Source organism: Kitasatospora sp. NPDC018619, assembly GCF_044391605.1.
Classification (GTDB): Bacteria; Actinomycetota; Actinomycetes; order Streptomycetales; family Streptomycetaceae; genus Kitasatospora.
In genome coordinates, this window is sequence record NZ_JBISAI010000016.1 from 52,552 (window position 1) to 68,721 (window position 16,170).

At 73.7% G+C, this 16,170-nt stretch carries 14 protein-coding genes; 5 read left to right on the forward strand and 9 right to left on the reverse strand.

The features are described 5' to 3' along the window. Positions 1 to 62 precede the first annotated feature (62 nt). From ACH5AR_RS24660 to ilvA, 3 genes are all read right to left on the reverse strand, one after another. Positions 63 to 920: an ABC transporter permease gene (locus tag ACH5AR_RS24660; protein ID WP_396303665.1), complete on the reverse strand. Its 858-nt coding sequence runs from the start codon at positions 918 to 920 to the stop codon at positions 63 to 65. A 1-nt stretch (position 921) separates the two neighbouring features. Further along, complete coding sequence (locus ACH5AR_RS24665) at positions 922 to 2,016, reverse strand: ATP-binding cassette domain-containing protein (protein WP_396303666.1); 1,095 nt, start codon at positions 2,014 to 2,016, stop codon at positions 922 to 924. 151 nt (positions 2,017 to 2,167) lie between these two features. Then, entirely contained in the window at positions 2,168 to 3,379 is a 1,212-nt protein-coding gene (gene ilvA, locus ACH5AR_RS24670; protein WP_396303667.1) for a threonine ammonia-lyase, read from the reverse strand. Between the two features lie 122 nt (positions 3,380 to 3,501). On the opposite strand from ilvA, the gene ACH5AR_RS24675 reads away from it, so the two are divergent. Beyond that, positions 3,502 to 3,984 carry a MarR family winged helix-turn-helix transcriptional regulator gene (locus tag ACH5AR_RS24675; protein WP_396303668.1) on the forward strand — a complete coding sequence of 161 codons (483 nt, stop codon included), beginning with the start codon at positions 3,502 to 3,504 and terminating at the stop codon, positions 3,982 to 3,984. A 25-nt stretch (positions 3,985 to 4,009) separates the two neighbouring features. On the opposite strand, the gene ACH5AR_RS24680 is transcribed toward ACH5AR_RS24675, so the two are convergent. Beyond that, complete coding sequence (locus ACH5AR_RS24680; RefSeq protein ID WP_396303669.1) at positions 4,010 to 5,164, reverse strand: cystathionine gamma-synthase; 1,155 nt, start codon at positions 5,162 to 5,164, stop codon at positions 4,010 to 4,012. 231 nt (positions 5,165 to 5,395) lie between these two features. Here ACH5AR_RS24680 and ACH5AR_RS24685 point away from each other — a divergent pair, with 231 nt between their 5' ends. Then, positions 5,396 to 7,009 (forward strand): M48 family metalloprotease, encoded by a 1,614-nt coding sequence (locus tag ACH5AR_RS24685; protein ID WP_396303670.1) that lies wholly within the window; start codon positions 5,396 to 5,398, stop codon positions 7,007 to 7,009. 97 nt (positions 7,010 to 7,106) lie between these two features. Then, positions 7,107 to 7,772 carry a peptide-methionine (S)-S-oxide reductase MsrA gene (gene msrA / locus ACH5AR_RS24690; protein ID WP_396303671.1) on the forward strand — a complete coding sequence of 222 codons (666 nt, stop codon included), beginning with the start codon at positions 7,107 to 7,109 and terminating at the stop codon, positions 7,770 to 7,772. A gap of 169 nt (positions 7,773 to 7,941) precedes the next feature. Here msrA and ACH5AR_RS24695 read toward each other — a convergent pair whose 3' ends face one another. From ACH5AR_RS24695 to ACH5AR_RS24715, 5 genes are all read right to left on the reverse strand, one after another. Beyond that, positions 7,942 to 8,823 (reverse strand): hypothetical protein, encoded by an 882-nt coding sequence (locus tag ACH5AR_RS24695; protein ID WP_396303672.1) that lies wholly within the window; start codon positions 8,821 to 8,823, stop codon positions 7,942 to 7,944. Then, entirely contained in the window at positions 8,820 to 9,371 is a 552-nt protein-coding gene (locus tag ACH5AR_RS24700) for a SigE family RNA polymerase sigma factor (protein WP_396303673.1), read from the reverse strand. The genes ACH5AR_RS24695 and ACH5AR_RS24700 overlap by 4 nt, the downstream gene beginning before the upstream one ends. A gap of 194 nt (positions 9,372 to 9,565) precedes the next feature. Beyond that, a complete protein-coding gene (locus ACH5AR_RS24705) occupies positions 9,566 to 10,852 on the reverse strand; it encodes an Ig-like domain-containing protein (protein WP_396303674.1) in 1,287 nt (428 codons plus the stop codon). Between the two features lie 201 nt (positions 10,853 to 11,053). Further along, positions 11,054 to 11,392 (reverse strand): hypothetical protein, encoded by a 339-nt coding sequence (locus ACH5AR_RS24710; RefSeq protein ID WP_396303675.1) that lies wholly within the window; start codon positions 11,390 to 11,392, stop codon positions 11,054 to 11,056. Between the two features lie 547 nt (positions 11,393 to 11,939). Further along, positions 11,940 to 13,340 carry a cystathionine beta-synthase gene (locus ACH5AR_RS24715; RefSeq protein ID WP_396303676.1) on the reverse strand — a complete coding sequence of 467 codons (1,401 nt, stop codon included), beginning with the start codon at positions 13,338 to 13,340 and terminating at the stop codon, positions 11,940 to 11,942. A gap of 213 nt (positions 13,341 to 13,553) precedes the next feature. On the opposite strand from ACH5AR_RS24715, the gene ACH5AR_RS24720 reads away from it, so the two are divergent. Continuing rightward, positions 13,554 to 14,651: an SGNH/GDSL hydrolase family protein gene (locus tag ACH5AR_RS24720; protein WP_396303677.1), complete on the forward strand. Its 1,098-nt coding sequence runs from the start codon at positions 13,554 to 13,556 to the stop codon at positions 14,649 to 14,651. 48 nt (positions 14,652 to 14,699) lie between these two features. After that, complete coding sequence (locus ACH5AR_RS24725) at positions 14,700 to 15,941, forward strand: acetyl-CoA C-acetyltransferase (RefSeq protein ID WP_396303678.1); 1,242 nt, start codon at positions 14,700 to 14,702, stop codon at positions 15,939 to 15,941. The last annotated feature ends 229 nt before the right edge of the window (positions 15,942 to 16,170 follow it).

Below are 16,170 nucleotides of genomic sequence, written 5' to 3' on the forward strand. Positions count from 1 at the left end.
GCCGCCCTCCGGCGTCCCCGCCACAACGCCGCAGCACCACAACGCCGCAGCGCCGCCCCCGGTCAGCCCGTGGAGGAGCGGTACTTGCGCACCGCCAGCCAGGAGAACACCGCGGTGATCACGACCGACCACAGCACCGACACCAGCGCCGCGTGCTGCATCGGCCAGGCGCTGTCCACCGGCCCGACCTGGTTGCCGAACAGCACCCGGCAGGCCTGCACGGTGGCGCTGAACGGGTTCCAGTACGCGACCCCCTGGAGCCAGCCCGGCATCGAGGTGACGGGCACGAAGGCGTTGGACACGAACGTCAGCGGGAACAGCCAGATCAGCCCGGCCGAGGTGGCCGCCTCCGGGCTGCGCACCGACAGTCCGATCAGCGCACCGATCCAGGAGAAGGCGTAGCCGAGCAGGAGCAGCAGGGCGAAGGCGCCGAGCGCCTTGAGCACGCCGTCGTGGATCCGCCAGCCGACCAGCAGCGCGACCACCGCCAGCACGACCAGGGTGAACGCGGTCTGGCACAGGTCGGCGAGGGTCCGGCCGACCAGCACCGCCGAGCGGGCCATCGGCAGCGAGCGGAACCGGTCCACCAGCCCCTTGCTCATGTCCTCCGCGATGCCCGCCGAGGCGCCGGCGACGGCGAAGGTGACGGTCTGGGCGAAGATGCCGGCCATCAGGAACTGGATGTACGTGTCCGAGCTGGAGTTCGTGCCGGGGATCTTGATCGCCCCGCCCATCACGTACGAGAACAGCAGCACGAACATGACCGGCTGCATCAGCCCGAAGACCACGATCTCCGGGATGCGGGTCATCCGGCGCAGGTTGCGCTTGGCGACCACCCAGGAGTCGTGCAGGGCGGCGGCGGCCCCCCGGCGCTGCCGGGGCATCGCCGGGCCGATGGCGTGCTCGGTGGCGGTCGTCATCTCAGTTCTCCTTCCCGGCCGCGACGGCCCGCTCGTCCGGTCCTCGGCCGTCGGAGCCGCCCTGGCCGCCTCGGCCGTCGGGGCCGCCCTGGCCGCCCCTGCCCTTCCCCCGGCCGCGCGCCGAGGCGGCGGCGCCGTCCTCCTCCTCGGGCCCGCCCTCGGCGACGTGGCCGGTGAGGGTGAGGAAGACGTCGTCCAGGGTCGGGCGGCGCAGCCCGATGTCGTCTATCTCGATCCCGCGGGAGTCGAGTTCGCGGATCGCGTCGGCCAGCACCCGGGCGCCGCCGCTGACCGGCACGGTGATCCGGCGGGTGTTCCGCTCGACCGTCGGCTCGTTCAGCGCGTAGCCGGAGAGCGCGGCGACCGCGTCGCCGACCAGGCCGGGCTCGTGCACCACGACCTCGATCCGCTCGCCGCCGATCTGCGCCTTGAGCTGGTCGGCGGTGCCGCGTGCGATCACCCGGCCGTGGTCGACCACCGCGATGTCGTGGGCGAGCCGGTCGGCCTCCTCCAGGTACTGGGTGGTCAGCAGCAGCGTGGTGCCCTGCTCGACCAGCGTCTCGATGACCTCCCAGAGCGCGAGCCGGTTGCGCGGGTCGAGGCCGGTGGTCGGCTCGTCCAGGAACATCACCGGCGGGCGGACGACCAGCGCGGCGGCGAGGTCCAGGCGGCGGCGCATGCCCCCGGAGTAGGTCTTGGCGGTGCGGTCCTTGGCCTCGCTGAGGTTGAACCACTCCAGCAGCTCCAGCGCGCGTGCCTTCGCGGCGCGGTTGCTCATCTGGTAGAGCTCGCCGACCATGGTGAGGTTCTCGAAGCCGGTCAGGTACTCGTCGACCGCCGCGTACTGGCCGGACAGGCCGATCAGGCTGCGGACCCGGTTGGGGTGCTTGAGCACGTCGACCCCGGCGACCACCGCGCGGCCGGAGTCGGGGCGGAGCAGGGTGGTGAGGACCCGCACGGTGGTGGTCTTCCCGGCGCCGTTCGGGCCGAGCAGCCCGAGCACCGTGCCCTCCGGGACGTCGAGGCTGACGCCGTCGAGGGCTCGTACGTCGCCGAAGGTCTTCACCAGGTTCTCGGCTTGGATGGCTGGCGCCATGGCCTTGCCTCATCTCCTCGGACGTATGGGGCGATCTGTCCCACTCTGCCCCGATTTCGGGCGCACGGGCGACTCGATTCTCGACCCGCGGGACTCGAACGCGATGTATCGCGAGTCTCCCAGTACGCGATATATCGCGTCAAGGGCGGGATCAGCTCGCGACCACGTACCCCGCGTCCCTCAACTCCCCGACCACCAGGGCGCAGTGCTCCGGCCCCTTGGTCTCCAGATGCAGGTCCACCTCGACCTCGGTCAGCCCCAGCCGCGGGTCGGTCCGCACGTGCGCCACGTCCAGCACGTTGGCGTCCACCCCGGTCAGCACCCCCAGCAGGTCCGCCAGCGCGCCCGGCTTGTCGGCCAGCCGCACCCGCAGCGACAGGTAGCGCCCGGCCGCCGCCAGCCCGTGCCGCAGCACCCGCTGCATCAGCTGGGGGTCGATGTTGCCGCCGGACAGCACCGCCACCACCGGCCCCTCGAAGGAGTCCGGCTGCTCCAGCAGGGCCGCGATCGGGGCCGCCCCGGCCGGCTCGACGACCAGCTTCAGCCGCTCCAGCCCGAGCAGCAGCGCCCGCGACAGCGCGTCCTCGGAGACCGTACGGATGCCGTCCGCCAGCGTGCTGACCACCTCGAACGGGATGTCGCCGGGGCGCCCGACCATGATCCCGTCCGCCATGGTGGCGACGTGCTCCAGCGACAGCGGGCGCCCCGCCGCCAGCGAGGGCGGGTACGCCGCCGCGCCGGCCGCCTGCACCCCGACCACCCGAACGTCCGGCCGCAGCGGCTTGACCGCCGCCGCGATCCCGGCCAGCAGCCCGCCGCCGCCCACCCCGACCAGGATGGTCCGCACCTCCGGGCACTGCTCCAGCACCTCCAGCCCGACGGTCGCCTGGCCGGTGACCACGTCCCAGTGGTCGAAGGGGTGGATGAACACCGCGCCGGTCGCCTCGGCGTACCGCTGCGCGGCCTGGAGGGCCTCGTCCACGGTGGCGCCGTGCAACCGCACCTCGGCCCCGTACTCGCGGGTGGCCGCGACCTTCGGCAGCGGCGCCGCGACCGGCATGAACACCGTGGAGCGCACGCCCAGCAGCGAGGCCGCCAGCGCCACCCCCTGGGCGTGGTTCCCGGCGCTCGCCGCCACCACCCCTGCGGCCCGCTGCACCGGCGAGAGTCCCGCGATCCGCACGTACGCCCCGCGCAGCTTGAAGGACCCGGTGCGCTGGAGGTTCTCGCACTTCAGGTGGACCGGGGCGCCGATCAGCCCGGAGAGGTGCCGGCTGCCCTCCATCGGAGTCACCCGGGCGATGCCGGCGAGCATCTTCTGGGCGCCGCGGACGTCGTCGAGGGTGATCGGCCAGCTCTGCATGGCGCCAGACTACGGCTGCGGGCGGCGGCAATCCGGGATGCCGGGCCTGTTCCCGGGCCCGCCCCGCCCGCGTACGCTGCTCCTTCTGAGCCTCCCTCACCGCACGACGATCGTGAGCCGCGATGACGACGACCTCGCCCCAGGCCACCGACCGCACCGACCCCGTGCACACCCAACTCCAGTACCAGCTCGCGGTGTTCGCGCGCCGCATGGAACAGGTCCGAACCTCCGGCGGCGGGGTCGGGGTGCTCGACCGGGCCGCCTACCTGCTGCTCGACCGGCTGGAGCGGCACGGGCCGGCCAACGTCAAGGCGCTGGCCGAGGCGCTGGGCGTGGACTCCTCCACGGTGACCCGACAGGTCGCGCCGCTGGTCGCGGCGGGGTTGGTCGGCCGGGTGCAGGACCCGGCCGACCGCCGCGCCGTACGGCTCGCGCTGACCTCGCACGGCGCCGGCCGGCTCGCCGAAGTCCGGGACGGCCGGGCCGAGTTGACCCGCCGGCTGGTGGCCGACTGGCCGCCCGAGGAGCAGCGCGCGTTCTGCGCCCTGCTGGCCCGCTTCAACCTCGCGATGGAGTCGTACACGGCGGACCAGCAGGGGCAGTGAGGGCCCCTTCACGGGGCCGACCGGCTCAGCCCAGCGCCTGCTTGAGGTCGGCCAGCAGGTCGTCGATCGACTCGATGCCGACCGAGACGCGCACCAGGTCGGCGGGGACCTCCAGCGGCGAGCCCGCCGCCGAGGCGTGGGTCATCCGGCCCGGGTGCTCGATCAGCGACTCGACGCCGCCGAGCGACTCGCCCAGGGTGAACAGCTGCGCGCGGTTGCAGACCTCGACGGCCGCCTCCTCGCCGCCGGCGACCCGGAACGAGACCATGCCGCCGAAGGCCTTCATCTGCTTCGCCGCGATGTCGTGGCCGGGGTGCTCGGGCAGGCCCGGGTAGAGCACCCGGCTGACCTTCGGGTGGCTCGCCAGCAGCTCGGCGACCTTCTCCGCGTTGGCGCTGTGCCGGTCCATCCGCACGCCCAGCGTCTTGATGCCGCGCAGCACCAGCCAGGCGTCGAACGGGCCGGAGACGGCGCCCATCGCGTTCTGGTGGTACGCGACCTCCTCGCCGAGGCCCGCCTCGGCCAGCACCAGCGCACCGCCGACCACGTCCGAGTGGCCGCCCATGTACTTGGTGGTGGAGTGCACGACCGCGTCCGCGCCGAGCGAGATCGGCTGCTGGAGGTACGGGCTGGCGAAGGTGTTGTCGACCACCAGCAGCGCACCGGCGCCGTGCGCGATCTCGGCGAGCGCGGCCAGGTCGGTGATGCCCAGCAGCGGGTTGGACGGGGTCTCCACCCACACCGCGCGGGTGTTGGGGCGCAGCGCCGCGCGGACGCTGGCCAGGTCCTGGGTGTCGGCGACGGAGAACTCGACGCCCCAGCGGGTCAGCACCTTGGCGAAGAGCCGGAAGGTGCCGCCGTAGGCGTCGTCGGGGATGACGATGTGGTCGCCCGGCTTGAGGATGGTGCGCAGCAGGGTGTCCTCGGCGGCCAGGCCGGAGGCGAAGGCGAGGCCGCGCGCGCCGCCCTCCAGTGCCGCGAGGCACTCCTCCAGCGCGGTGCGGGTCGGGTTGGCGCTGCGGCTGTACTCGTAGCCGCCCCGCAGTCCGCCCACCCCGTCCTGCTTGTAGGTGGACACCTGGTAGATCGGCGTGACGACGGCCCCGGTCTGGGGGTCCGCTTCCTGACCCGCGTGGATGGCGAGGGTCTCGAAGCCCTGAGGAAGCTGGTGCTCGGTCATGGGTCCGAGCCTAGTGGGCGAATGCCGTCAAGCCCGCACGAACCGGAAACCGGGGTGAACCCGCAGGTCGGAGCGGGGATGCGGCGGGCCGGAACCCCGGTGCGCGGAGCCCCGGCGACCGCTACGATCTCCACCCGTCGTACACATGTTCACCATGCAACAGTCGCGCGCCGCCCTGCCGTCGCGCCCCGGAAGGATCACCGCATGGGCGCGCCCCGGCGTTCCACCGGCATGAGCACATCCACCCGAGCCGCCACGGCCGTGGCCCTACTCATCGGCTTCTACCTGCTCGCCCTCGGCATCGTCGTGGGCCTGCTCGTCCTCGACATCGCGCTGTACCGGGCCTCGGGCGAACTGCGCCCGGGCCTGGTCAAGATCTGGTTCCTGACCGCCGCGGTCGCCTACCCGGTGGTCCGGGTGGTGTTCCTGACCCGCCGCCGCAAGGGCGACGGCGAGGTCCCCGGCGTGCTCCTCACCCGCGAGCAGCAGCCCGCCCTCTGGGCCGTGGTCGACCGGATCGGCGAGCGGACCGGCGTCCGCGGACCGGCCGGGATGCGCCTCGTTCCCGAGGTCAACGCGGGCGTGTACGAGGAGACCAGGCTGCTCGGCCTGCTCCCCGGCGAGCGGCACCTGGTCATCGGCGCCCCGCTGCTGATCGGCCTCACCGAGGGCGAGCTGGAGTCCGTGCTGGCGCACGAGTTCGGCCACTACAGCAACCGGGACGTCCGGCTCGCCGCCGTCACGGTGGCCGGGCGCCGCGCCCTCCTGCACACCATCGGCGGGCTCCACCAGCGCGCCGACCAGCACCAGGCGCAGGAGGCCGCCAAGCTGGCCGCCAAGGCCGAGAAGCGGCTGGCCAAGGGCCGCAAGCCGTCCGGCGAGAAGGCCTCCGGCGGTGTCGACCGGGTCCTCGCCAAGCTCTTCACCCTCTACGCCAAGCTCTACTTCCGGGTCTCCGAGGCGGTCGGGCGCCGCCAGGAGTACGCGGCCGACCACGTCGCCGCGCAGGTCGCGGGCCGGGAGGCGACCGTCTCGGCCCTGCGCCGGATCCCGGTGCTGGACTCCGCCCAGGACTTCTACCTCGGCCGCTACGCCACCCTGGGCTGGGACGCCGGGCTGCTCCCGCCGCCCGGCCAGGTGTACGGCGGACTGGCCCACCTGCTGGCCGACCCGGAGCGCCGGAAGGAGCTCGCCGAGCTGGCGCTCGAACCGCCCGCGGAGCAGCCGGACCCGTACGACTCGCACCCGCCGATCGAGCACCGGGTCGCCGCGGTCGAGGCGCTGCCCGACGACGGCCGCGGCCCCGGGGCCACCGGCCCGGCCCTCGCACTGCTGCACGACGCCGAGCGGGTGCTGGCCGAGCTGGAGGCCGCCACCCTGATCCCCGAGGCGGCCGGCAAGCAGCGGGTCGAGTGGCCCGAGCTGGTCCGCAGCGCGATGCTGGCGCACGCCCGCGCGGCGGCCGCGACGGCCGGCGGGGCGCTGACGGCGCTGGGCCTGCCGCCCACCGTCCACGGCCTGCTCGACGCCGTCGACTCCGGCCGGGCCCGGGAGTTCACCGACCGGCTGCCGAAGGGCGGGCAGCAGACCGCCGCCACCGGCCGGGCCGCCCGCGAGCCCGCCCGCCCGGCGCTGCGCGAGGAACTGGCGCACACCGCCGTCCTCGCCCTGGCCGAGGCCGGACTGGCCCGCTGGGAGCTCTCCTGGTCCGGGCCGGCCGAACTGCACCTGCCGGACGGCTTCGCGGAGGGCTTCGACGCCGCCCTCGACGCCGCCTGCGGCGACACCCCGGACACCGCGCCCCTGCGCGCGCTGCTCGCCGGCGCCGGCCTGCCGAGCGCCTGATCCGCTCCCGCCCCGGCCGGCCGGCCGCTCCCGGAATCCGGGGGCGGTCGGCCGCGTTGGACACTGCGCCAGGATTCCCGACCCGCTGGAGCAGGCCGTGCTGTTCAACCGCCACAAGACCTCGCTGGTCCCCGCCGACCAGGCGCTCCCCGGCCGGCCCGCCCCGGCCTTCGCCCTGACCGAGCCGCACACCGTGCTCGGGCATCCGCTGACCGGCCCGTACCCGGAGGGCCTGGAGGTGGCCGACTTCGGCCTGGGCTGCTTCTGGGGCGCCGAGCGCGCCTTCTGGCGGCTGCCCGGCGTCTGGACGACGCTGGTCGGCTACCAGGGCGGCCACACCCCCAACCCGACGTACGAGGAGGTGTGCAGCGGGCTGACCGGGCACACCGAGGCCGTCCGGGTGGTGTTCGACCCGGCGGTGGTCTCCTACGAGCGCCTCCTGAAGACCTTCTGGGAGTCCCACGACCCGACCCAGGGCAACCGCCAGGGCAACGACGTGGGCACCCAGTACCGCTCCGCCGTGTACACCCACTCCCCCGCCCAGGCCGAGACCGCGGCCGCCACCCGGGACGCCTTCCAGCCCTCGCTGACCGCGCTCGGTTACGGCCCGATCACCACCGAGATCGCCCCGGCCGGCCCGTTCTACCCGGCCGAGCCGTACCACCAGCAGTACCTCTCGGAGGCCAAGAACCCCGACGGCTACTGCGGCCTCGGCGGCACGGGCGCCTCCTGCCCGATCGGCGTGGCCCGCACCCAGGGCTGAGCCCCTCCGGGCGCGGACGGGAAGGTACGGCCGGGCCGGGGCGCGGGGCACCCGTCCCCGTCTGAGGCCCGGGGCCCGCGGCCGGACGGCGGTCGGCGGCCCGGGGCCCGCGCGGCCGTCCGCCCTGCGGGGCCCCGCGGACCACGCGAAGCGCCGGCCCGGGAGCGCGTCACAGCCGTACGGGCGGCTGCTCGGGGGCGCCGTCGGCGGTTCGGCCGGCCCGGGCGGCCAACAGCCGGCCGTCGGCGTCGTAGGCCGCGACGGTCGGGACGGAACTGCCCCCGGCGGGGGCCGGGGCGGGCACGATCGCGTAGTAGCCGAGCCACCCCTTGGCGCCGGCGGTGGTCAGCAGGGTCGCGACGGTCGGCCGGCCGTCCTCGAAGACCACGATCCGGGCCGGGGTGGGGCCCAGGTAGTAGCTGGTGACGACGAACCGGTCGGGGGTGTCGAAGTACGCCGCGTCGATGTCGGTCACGCCGCGCCGCACGAGCGGCTCCATGTCGGTGCACACCGGGCCGGTGTAGGCGGTCCGCGTCCGGTCGAGGGCGTCGTGGCAGCTCTCGGTCGGTGTGACGGACAGCCGGACCCCGGTGATGATCTCGACCTTCTCCCCCGGCGCGAGCTGCTTCACCGGGGAGGTCGACAGTCCCTCCGGGGGCGCCACGCCGTTCGGTACGGCGGGCACGACCGCGCTCGCCACGGCACTCGGCGCGGCGGGCAGTACGGGGCTCGGCGCGGCGGGCAGTACGGGGCTCGGCGCGGCGCTCGGCACCGCACTCGGCGACGCACCCGGCCCGGCGGCCGGCGCGGCCGGCAGCGCCGTCGAGGGGGTCGTCGCCGCCCGCGCGGCCTCCCCCGCGTGCCGGGCGTTCCCGGCCGTCACCGCCGTCGCCCCGCAGACCAGGACGACCGCGAACGCGGCCGCTCCGGTCGCGGCTCTGCGCCGGGCCCGGCGGCGCCGGGCGGCGGCCATGATCGGCACCGGGTCCGGCCCGGCGGCGTACGGGTCCTCGTCCTTGAGCAGTGCGCCGAGCCGGTTCTCGAAGCTCATACCGTCACCTCGATGTGCGTCGTGGAAGCCGCCGTCCCGCCGCAGCGGTCGGCGAGCTCGGGCCGTGTGCGCAGCTTCGACATCGCCCGGTGCAGCGTGCTCTTCACCGTGCCCGGTGCGATCCCCAGTTCGGCGGCGATGGCGGCCTCGGTGAGGTCCCCGTAGTACCGCAGCACCACGACCGTCCGCTCCCGGCGGGTCAGGGTGCCCAGCGCCTGGTGCAGCAGGGCGCGGTCGGCGTACCGCTCGGCGAGGTCCTCGGCGAGCGGGCGGTCGGGGGTGCGGTCGGTGGGGAGCTCGTGGTTGCACCGCCTGCGCCACCAGTCCCGGTGCTGGTTGACCACGATCCGGCGGACGTAGGCACCGGGGTCGTCCCCGGTGATCCGGTGCCAGTGCAGGTAGGCGCGCTCCAGCGCGGACTGCACGATGTCCTTCGCCCGGTGCGGGTCGCCGGTCAGCAGTTCGGCCAGCCGCAGCAGCTGGCGGCCCTGGCCGGTCACGAAGGCGCTGAACTCGTCGTCCCGGAGCTGTCTCTGCTCGCGTTTCACACCCGTTCTACTCCTCGGGCGGACCGCGGGGTTCGGTCCGCCCGAGGAGTTTCCGCGGCGGGTGGGCCCGGCCGGGCCGGGCGAGCGGCCCGGGTCGGGCCGGGCGAGCGGCCCGGGTCGGGCCGGACAGGGGCCGGTCAGACGGGCAGGGGTCGGTCAGACGGGCAGGGGTCGGTCAGACGGGCAGGGGTCGGTCAGACGGCGCTGCCGGCCTTCCAGGCGGCCCAGCTCATGTTCCAGCCGTTCAGCCCGTTGTCCGGGGCGACGGTCTTGTCGCCGGAGTTCACGACCTCGACCACGTCGCCGATCATCGAGGACTTGTAGAACTTGTAGCCGTCCGTACCGGTGTCCTGGGCGCCCTTGGCGTCCTGGAGGCCGATGCAGCCGTGGCTGGTGTTCTGCCCGCCGAAGATCGACGGCGAGGACCAGTAGTTGCCGTGGATGAAGGTGCCCGAGGTGCTGAGGCGCTGGGCGTGCGGCACGTCCGCGATGTCGTACTCGCTGCCCAGGTTGACGGTCTGCGAGTTCATCCGGGTCTGGGTGTACTGCTCGGAGATCACCATCTTGCCGCCCCAGGTGGTGTGCTCGGGCGAGCCGCCGGAGATCTTGTAGACCGCGCTGACCTGGCCGTCGGTGGTGACGGTGAGCTTCTTGGTGGAGAGGTCGGCGACGCTGGTCTGGGCCCGGCCGATGGTGAAGCTCACGTCCTTGGACTGGGTGCCGTAGACGCCCTTGGCGCCCTCGACGTCCTTGAGCCGGAGCTTGAGGGTGACCTTGGTGCCCTTGGCCCAGTACTCCTGCGGCCGGAAGTCGAGGCGGGTGCTGGAGAACCAGTGGCCGACGATCTCGACCCCCGGCTCGGCTATCACGGTGATCGCCTGCTGGACGGTCTTGCGGTCGGTGATCGGCTTGCTGAAGTTGATCGACACCGGCATGCCGACGCCGACCGTCGAGCCGTCCTCGGGGGTGAAGTAGCCGACGAAGGTGTTGGCCGGGGTCGCCGTGGTGAAGACGGCGTTGGAGTCCGCCTCCAGCTTGTCCTTGTCGAAGGCGGTGGCGGCGACGGTGTACTTGGTGCCGCTGGCGGGGGCCGCGGCCGAGGTCCAGCCGGTGCCGTCGGCGGAGAGCTGGCCGGCCAGCTCCTTGCCGGTGGAGTCGGTGACCTTGACGCTGCTCAGGGTGCCGTTGGCGACGGTGACCTTGACCGGCTCGCTGAAGCTCGCGGCGGCGGCGCCGTCGGCCGGGGTGACGGTGATGACCGCGGTCGAGGTCTTGGGGGCGCTGGTGGCCCCGCCGCCGGTGCCCGGGGCGCCGTTCGCACCGCCGGAACCGGTGCCGCTACCGCCGCTGCCACCGTTGCCGCCGCTGTTGTCGTTGCAGGCGGCCAGCAGCAGGACGGGCGCTCCGATCAGCCCTGCGAGGACCCCGCGGCGGCTCCAGCTGCTTCCGGCCGCCCGCCCCTGACCGTCCCGTGCCGTCACGTCGCGTCTCCCTGCTGATCATCCCGGGCATTACGGATACAGAAACGCAATCCACCCGTTCACGGTTCCATCACCGAAGGGTAAGCGATCGTATGAGATGACCCAACTTCCCGACGAACAGGGAGCAAACGCCCGGCCCGCAGGGCGGACCGGGCGTTCACGGGCGGTGACGGCGGGGGCCACCGGGCGGCGCGTTCCGTCCTACTCGGCGGACTCGTCCACCGCGTACTCGTCCCACTCCTCGTTGTCCGGGTCGAACTCGGTCTGCGCCGACTCCCAGGTCGCCGAGGCGAGCTCCACGCCGGGCACCTCGCCGAGCAGCGCGACGGGGTCGATGAAGTGGGCGAGCGAACCCGACGGGTCCACCTCGATGGCCTCGACGGACTGGGCGCGCTCCTCGTCGTCGAGGTACTCGTCCGCGGTGACGGCCTCCAGGGCGGCCGCCTTGAGCGCGCCCTCGTCGGTGATCTCCGCGATGAGCTCGATCTTGACCCGGACGTAGCGCGGGGCGTCCTGGTCGGTCGTTTCAGTGCTGGTCATGCGTGCGAGCGTACGGGACGGGCGCGCCCGGCGCGGCGGGCGGGCGCCCGCCCGGAGCACACCCCGCACGCCCCGCGCGAACGGCGCGAACGGCGCGAACGGCACGGGAGGCCAGGACCGCGTGACCGGCACCGACCGCACGAACGGAAGGGGCCGGCCCCTCGGAGAAGGACCGGCCCCACCGTTCCCCGCCTGGGCTCCCCCACCCGGGAGCCGCGGGGACGCGCGCCGTGCGGCGCGCTGCTGCCGCGGGAACCGCCGCACCCTGTCAGCCGGCCGGAGCCGGGCAGGGGCGGGACGACGGCGCCTCCCGCGGCGGGAGGACACAGCGGCCGGGTCAGGGCCACCCGGTGTGTCCGGAGCCGACCGCGACCGCCGGGGAGCCGCTCCCGGACGGTTGCCGTCGCCTCACTCGGCGTCCTGCCGTTGACCACCACCATGCCCGAGCCGTGTTAACCACGTGCTGCGGACAGGTGACGCCGGTGTACCACTTCCCCGTGGGCGAATCCTCCGCATCCGTCCGCGGGGGCGCGGTGGTGACGGCGGGTCAGTGCTGGGTGCGGCCGGTCAGGAAGCCCAGCAGGTCCTGGCGGGTGACGATGCCCTGCGGCTTGCCCTCGACCAGCACGACGGCCGCGTCGGCCTTCTCCAGCACGGTCATCAGGTTGGTGACGGTCTCGCCCGAGCCGACCACCGGCAGCGGCTTGGACATCACCTTGTCCAGGGTGTCGGTGAGCTCGATCTCCTTGGCGAAGATGCCCTCCAGCAGCAGCTTCTCCACCACGGAGCCGATCACCTCGCCGGCCATGATGTCCGGGTGGCCGGCCCCCGGGGAGACCACCGGCATCTGCGAGACGCCGTACTCGCGCAGCACCCGGACCGCCTCGGCGACCGTCTCGCCCGGGTGCATGTGGACGAACTGCGGGACGCCGCCCTGCTCGATCGACTCCTTGCGGGCCAGCACCTCGCCGATGTGCGCCTCGTCGGTGGCCGAGGGCAGGAAGCCGTAGTCGGCCATCCAGTCGTCGTTGAAGATCTTCGACAGGTAGCCGCGGCCGCCGTCCGGCAGCAACACCACCACGACGTCGTCGGGGCCGAGCTTCTTCGCCACCTCCAGCGCGGCCACCACGGCCATGCCGCAGGAGCCGCCGACCAGCAGGCCCTCCTCCTTGGCCAGGCGGCGGGTCATCTGGAACGAGTCCTTGTCGGAGACGGCGACGATCTCGTCCGCGACGCCGCGGTCGTAGGCGGTCGGCCAGAAGTCCTCACCGACGCCCTCGACCAGGTACGGCCGGCCGGTGCCGCCCGAGTAGACCGAGCCCTCCGGGTCGGCGCCGATCACCTTGACCCGGCCGCCGGAGGCCTCCTTGAGGTAGTTGCCGGTGCCGGAGATGGTGCCGCCGGTACCGACGCCCGCCACGAAGTGGGTGATCCGCCCGTCGGTCTGCTCCCACAGCTCCGGGCCGGTGGAGTGGTAGTGCGAGGCCGGGTTGTCCGGGTTGGAGTACTGGTCCGGCTTCCAGGCGTTCGGGGTCTCCCGGACGAGGCGGTCCGAGACGTTGTAGTAGGAGTCCGGGTGCTCGGGGGCGACGGCGGTCGGACAGACGACCACCTCGGCGCCGTACGCGCGCAGGGTGTTGATCTTGTCGGTGGAGACCTTGTCCGGACAGACGAAGATGCACTTGTAGCCCTTCTGCTGGGCCACGATCGCCAGGCCGACACCGGTGTTGCCGGAGGTCGGCTCGACGATGGTGCCGCCGGGCTTGAGGGCGCCCGAGGCCTCGGCGGCCTCGATCATGCGCATCGCGATGCGGTCCTTGACCGAGCCGCCGGGGTTGAAGTACTCGACCTTGGCCAGCACTGTCGCGCTGATGCCCTCGGTGACCTTGTTCAGCTTGACCAGCGGCGTGTTGCCGACGAGGTCGATGATCGAGTTGTGGTACCGCACGGGGGTCCTCCCGGTCTGTGGGCATGCGATTTTTCGGTACTGCAAAGCGTAGGGCGTGGCGCCGGCCCCACGGCTCCCCTCCTTCCCACCTCCCCCAATGGCCCACCCCTACCGGCGGCACCGGTAGTCGCGCCCCCCGCGCGGGTAAGAGCGCTGTGCAGGCATGGCCGCAGCCCCCGGGGGCCGGCCGGAGCACGGGAAAGGGGGCACCGGATGGCAGGGTCACGGGACTCGCGGGCCCGGGTGGCCCGCCGGATCGCCACCGCGGCGGCGTACGGCGGCGGCGGCCTCGGCCTGCTCGGGGTGGGCCTGGTCGGCCTGCTGGTGACCGAGAGCAAGCTCGCCATCCAGGCGATCGGCGTCCTGGAGACGGCCCCGCCCAAGGCGGACGGCGTCTACGGGGAGGCCTTCGCGGACCGGGCCGCCGCCCCGCAGGCCCCGCTCGTCCTGGCCGTCCTGGGCGACTCCACCGGCGCCGGCCTCGGAGTGGCCCGGGCCGGGGAGACCCCGGGGGCGCTGCTGGCCGCGGGCCTCGCCTCGGTCGCCGAGCGTCCCGTCCGGCTGGTCAACGCGGCCCGCTCGGGCGGCCGCTCCGCGGACCTCTCCGGCCAGCTGGAGCAGGTCCTGCGGCACCGCCCGGACGTCGCCGTGATCATGGTCGGCGCCAACGACGTGACCCGGCACAGCCCGGCCCAGCTGGCCGTGCGCCAGCTCGGCGAGGCCGTCGCCGCCCTGCGCGCCAACGGCTGCGAGGTGGTCGTGGGCACCTGCCCGGACCTCGGGACGATCAAGCCGGTGCGGCCGCCGCTGCGCTGGGTGGCCCGTCGGCTGAGCCGGCAGCTGGCCGCCGCGCAGACCATCGCGGTGGTGGAGGCGGGCGGCCGGACGGTCTCGCTGGGCTCGCTGCTGGGCCCCGAGTTCGCCGCCCGTCCGGAGATGTTCGCCGCCGACCGCTACCACCCCTCCGCCCAGGGCTACGCGACGGCGGCGATGGCCGTGCTGCCCTCGCTCTGCGCCGCGCTCGGGCTGTGGCCGGAGGAGGAGCGCCCGGCCGCGGCCGTCCCGGGCGCCACGGTGCTGCCGGTCGCGGTGGCCGCCGCGACGGCGGCCGGGCGGGAGGGCACCGAGGTGGCGGCCGTGCCGGCCGAGGGCGCGGGCCGCCGCTGGGCCCAGCTGAGGCACCGGCTGCGGATCGGTCTGCCGGGTGCGGAAAGCGGGAAGGACGGGGGTACGAGCCCCGGCGGGGCCTGCGGGAGCACGTCGGCCAGCTCACACGCCGGGGCGGGTGACGACCGACCTACCAGGCGGTAACTTTCCTCCCGGACGTCAGGTCCGCCGTCACCCAGCGAGGAGCCCGCCATGCCCGAAGCCGTCATCGTCAGCGCCGTCCGTTCGCCGATCGGCCGGGCGTTCAAGGGCTCGCTGAAGGACGTCCGCCCGGACGACCTGACCGCCCACGTCGTCCAGGCCGCGCTGGCCAGGGTCCCGCAGCTCGACCCGCGCGAGATCGACGACCTGATGCTGGGCTGCGGCCTGCCCGGCGGCGAGCAGGGCCACAACCTGGCCCGCATCGTGGCGGTGCAGATGGGCATGGACTACCTGCCCGGCACCACCATCACCCGCTACTGCTCCTCCTCGCTCCAGACCACGCGGATGGCGCTGCACGCGATCAAGGCCGGCGAGGGCGACGTCTTCCTCTCGGCCGGCGTGGAGACCGTCTCGCGCAGCGTGAACGGCACCTCGGACGGCCTGCCGGGCACCATGAACCCGATCTTCGACGAGGCCCAGGCGCGCACCAGGAAGCGGGCCGAGGAGGGCACCCGGGGCGCCTCGGGCGAGGGCGACGGCTGGCACGACCCGCGCGAGGACGGCCTGCTGCCGGACGCCTACATCGCGATGGGCCAGACCGCCGAGAACCTGGCCGCGCTCAAGGGCGTCACCCGCGCCGAGCAGGACGAGTTCGGCGTCCGCTCGCAGAACCTCGCCGAGGCCGCCATCAAGGCCGGCTTCTGGCAGCGCGAGATCACGCCGGTGACGCTCCCGGACGGCACGGTGGTCAGCGCGGACGACGGCCCGCGCGCCGGCGTCACCCTGGAGGGCGTGGCCGGCCTCAAGCCGGTGTTCCGCCCCGACGGCACCGTGACGGCGGGTAACTGCTGCCCGCTGAACGACGGCGCGGCGGCGCTGGTGGTCATGTCCGACACCAAGGCCCGCGAGCTCGGCATCACCCCGCTCGCCCGGGTGGTCTCCACCGGCGTCAGCGCGCTCTCCCCCGAGATCATGGGCTACGGCCCGGTCGAGGCCTCCCGGCAGGCGCTCAAGCGGGCCGGCCTGACCATCGACGACATCGACCTGGTCGAGATCAACGAGGCCTTCGCGGCCCAGGTGATCCCCTCCTACCGCGACCTCGGCGTCGACCTGGACAAGCTGAACGTCAACGGCGGCGCGATCGCGGTCGGCCACCCCTTCGGCATGACCGGCGCCCGGATCACCACCACGCTGATCAACTCCCTCCAGTGGCACGACAAGCAGTTCGGCCTGGAGACCATGTGCGTCGGCGGCGGCCAGGGCATGGCGATGGTCCTCGAGCGCCTCAGCTGACGGGCGACGGCACCCTCCGAAGGGTCTGGACCACCCATTTGGAGTGACGCAGTGTAATTGAGGGCCGGATCACACCGCGAGGTCGATCCGGCCCTCGTTCCTTTCGTTTTCGGCCCGGAAATCGACAGTGCGGAGCGGATCAACTCCACTGCGTAGAACGGTGTTACCTAACAATTTGGGGACAAGAGCGAAAGTCACGGACCAATTGGACATTCGCCACTGCGGCAAC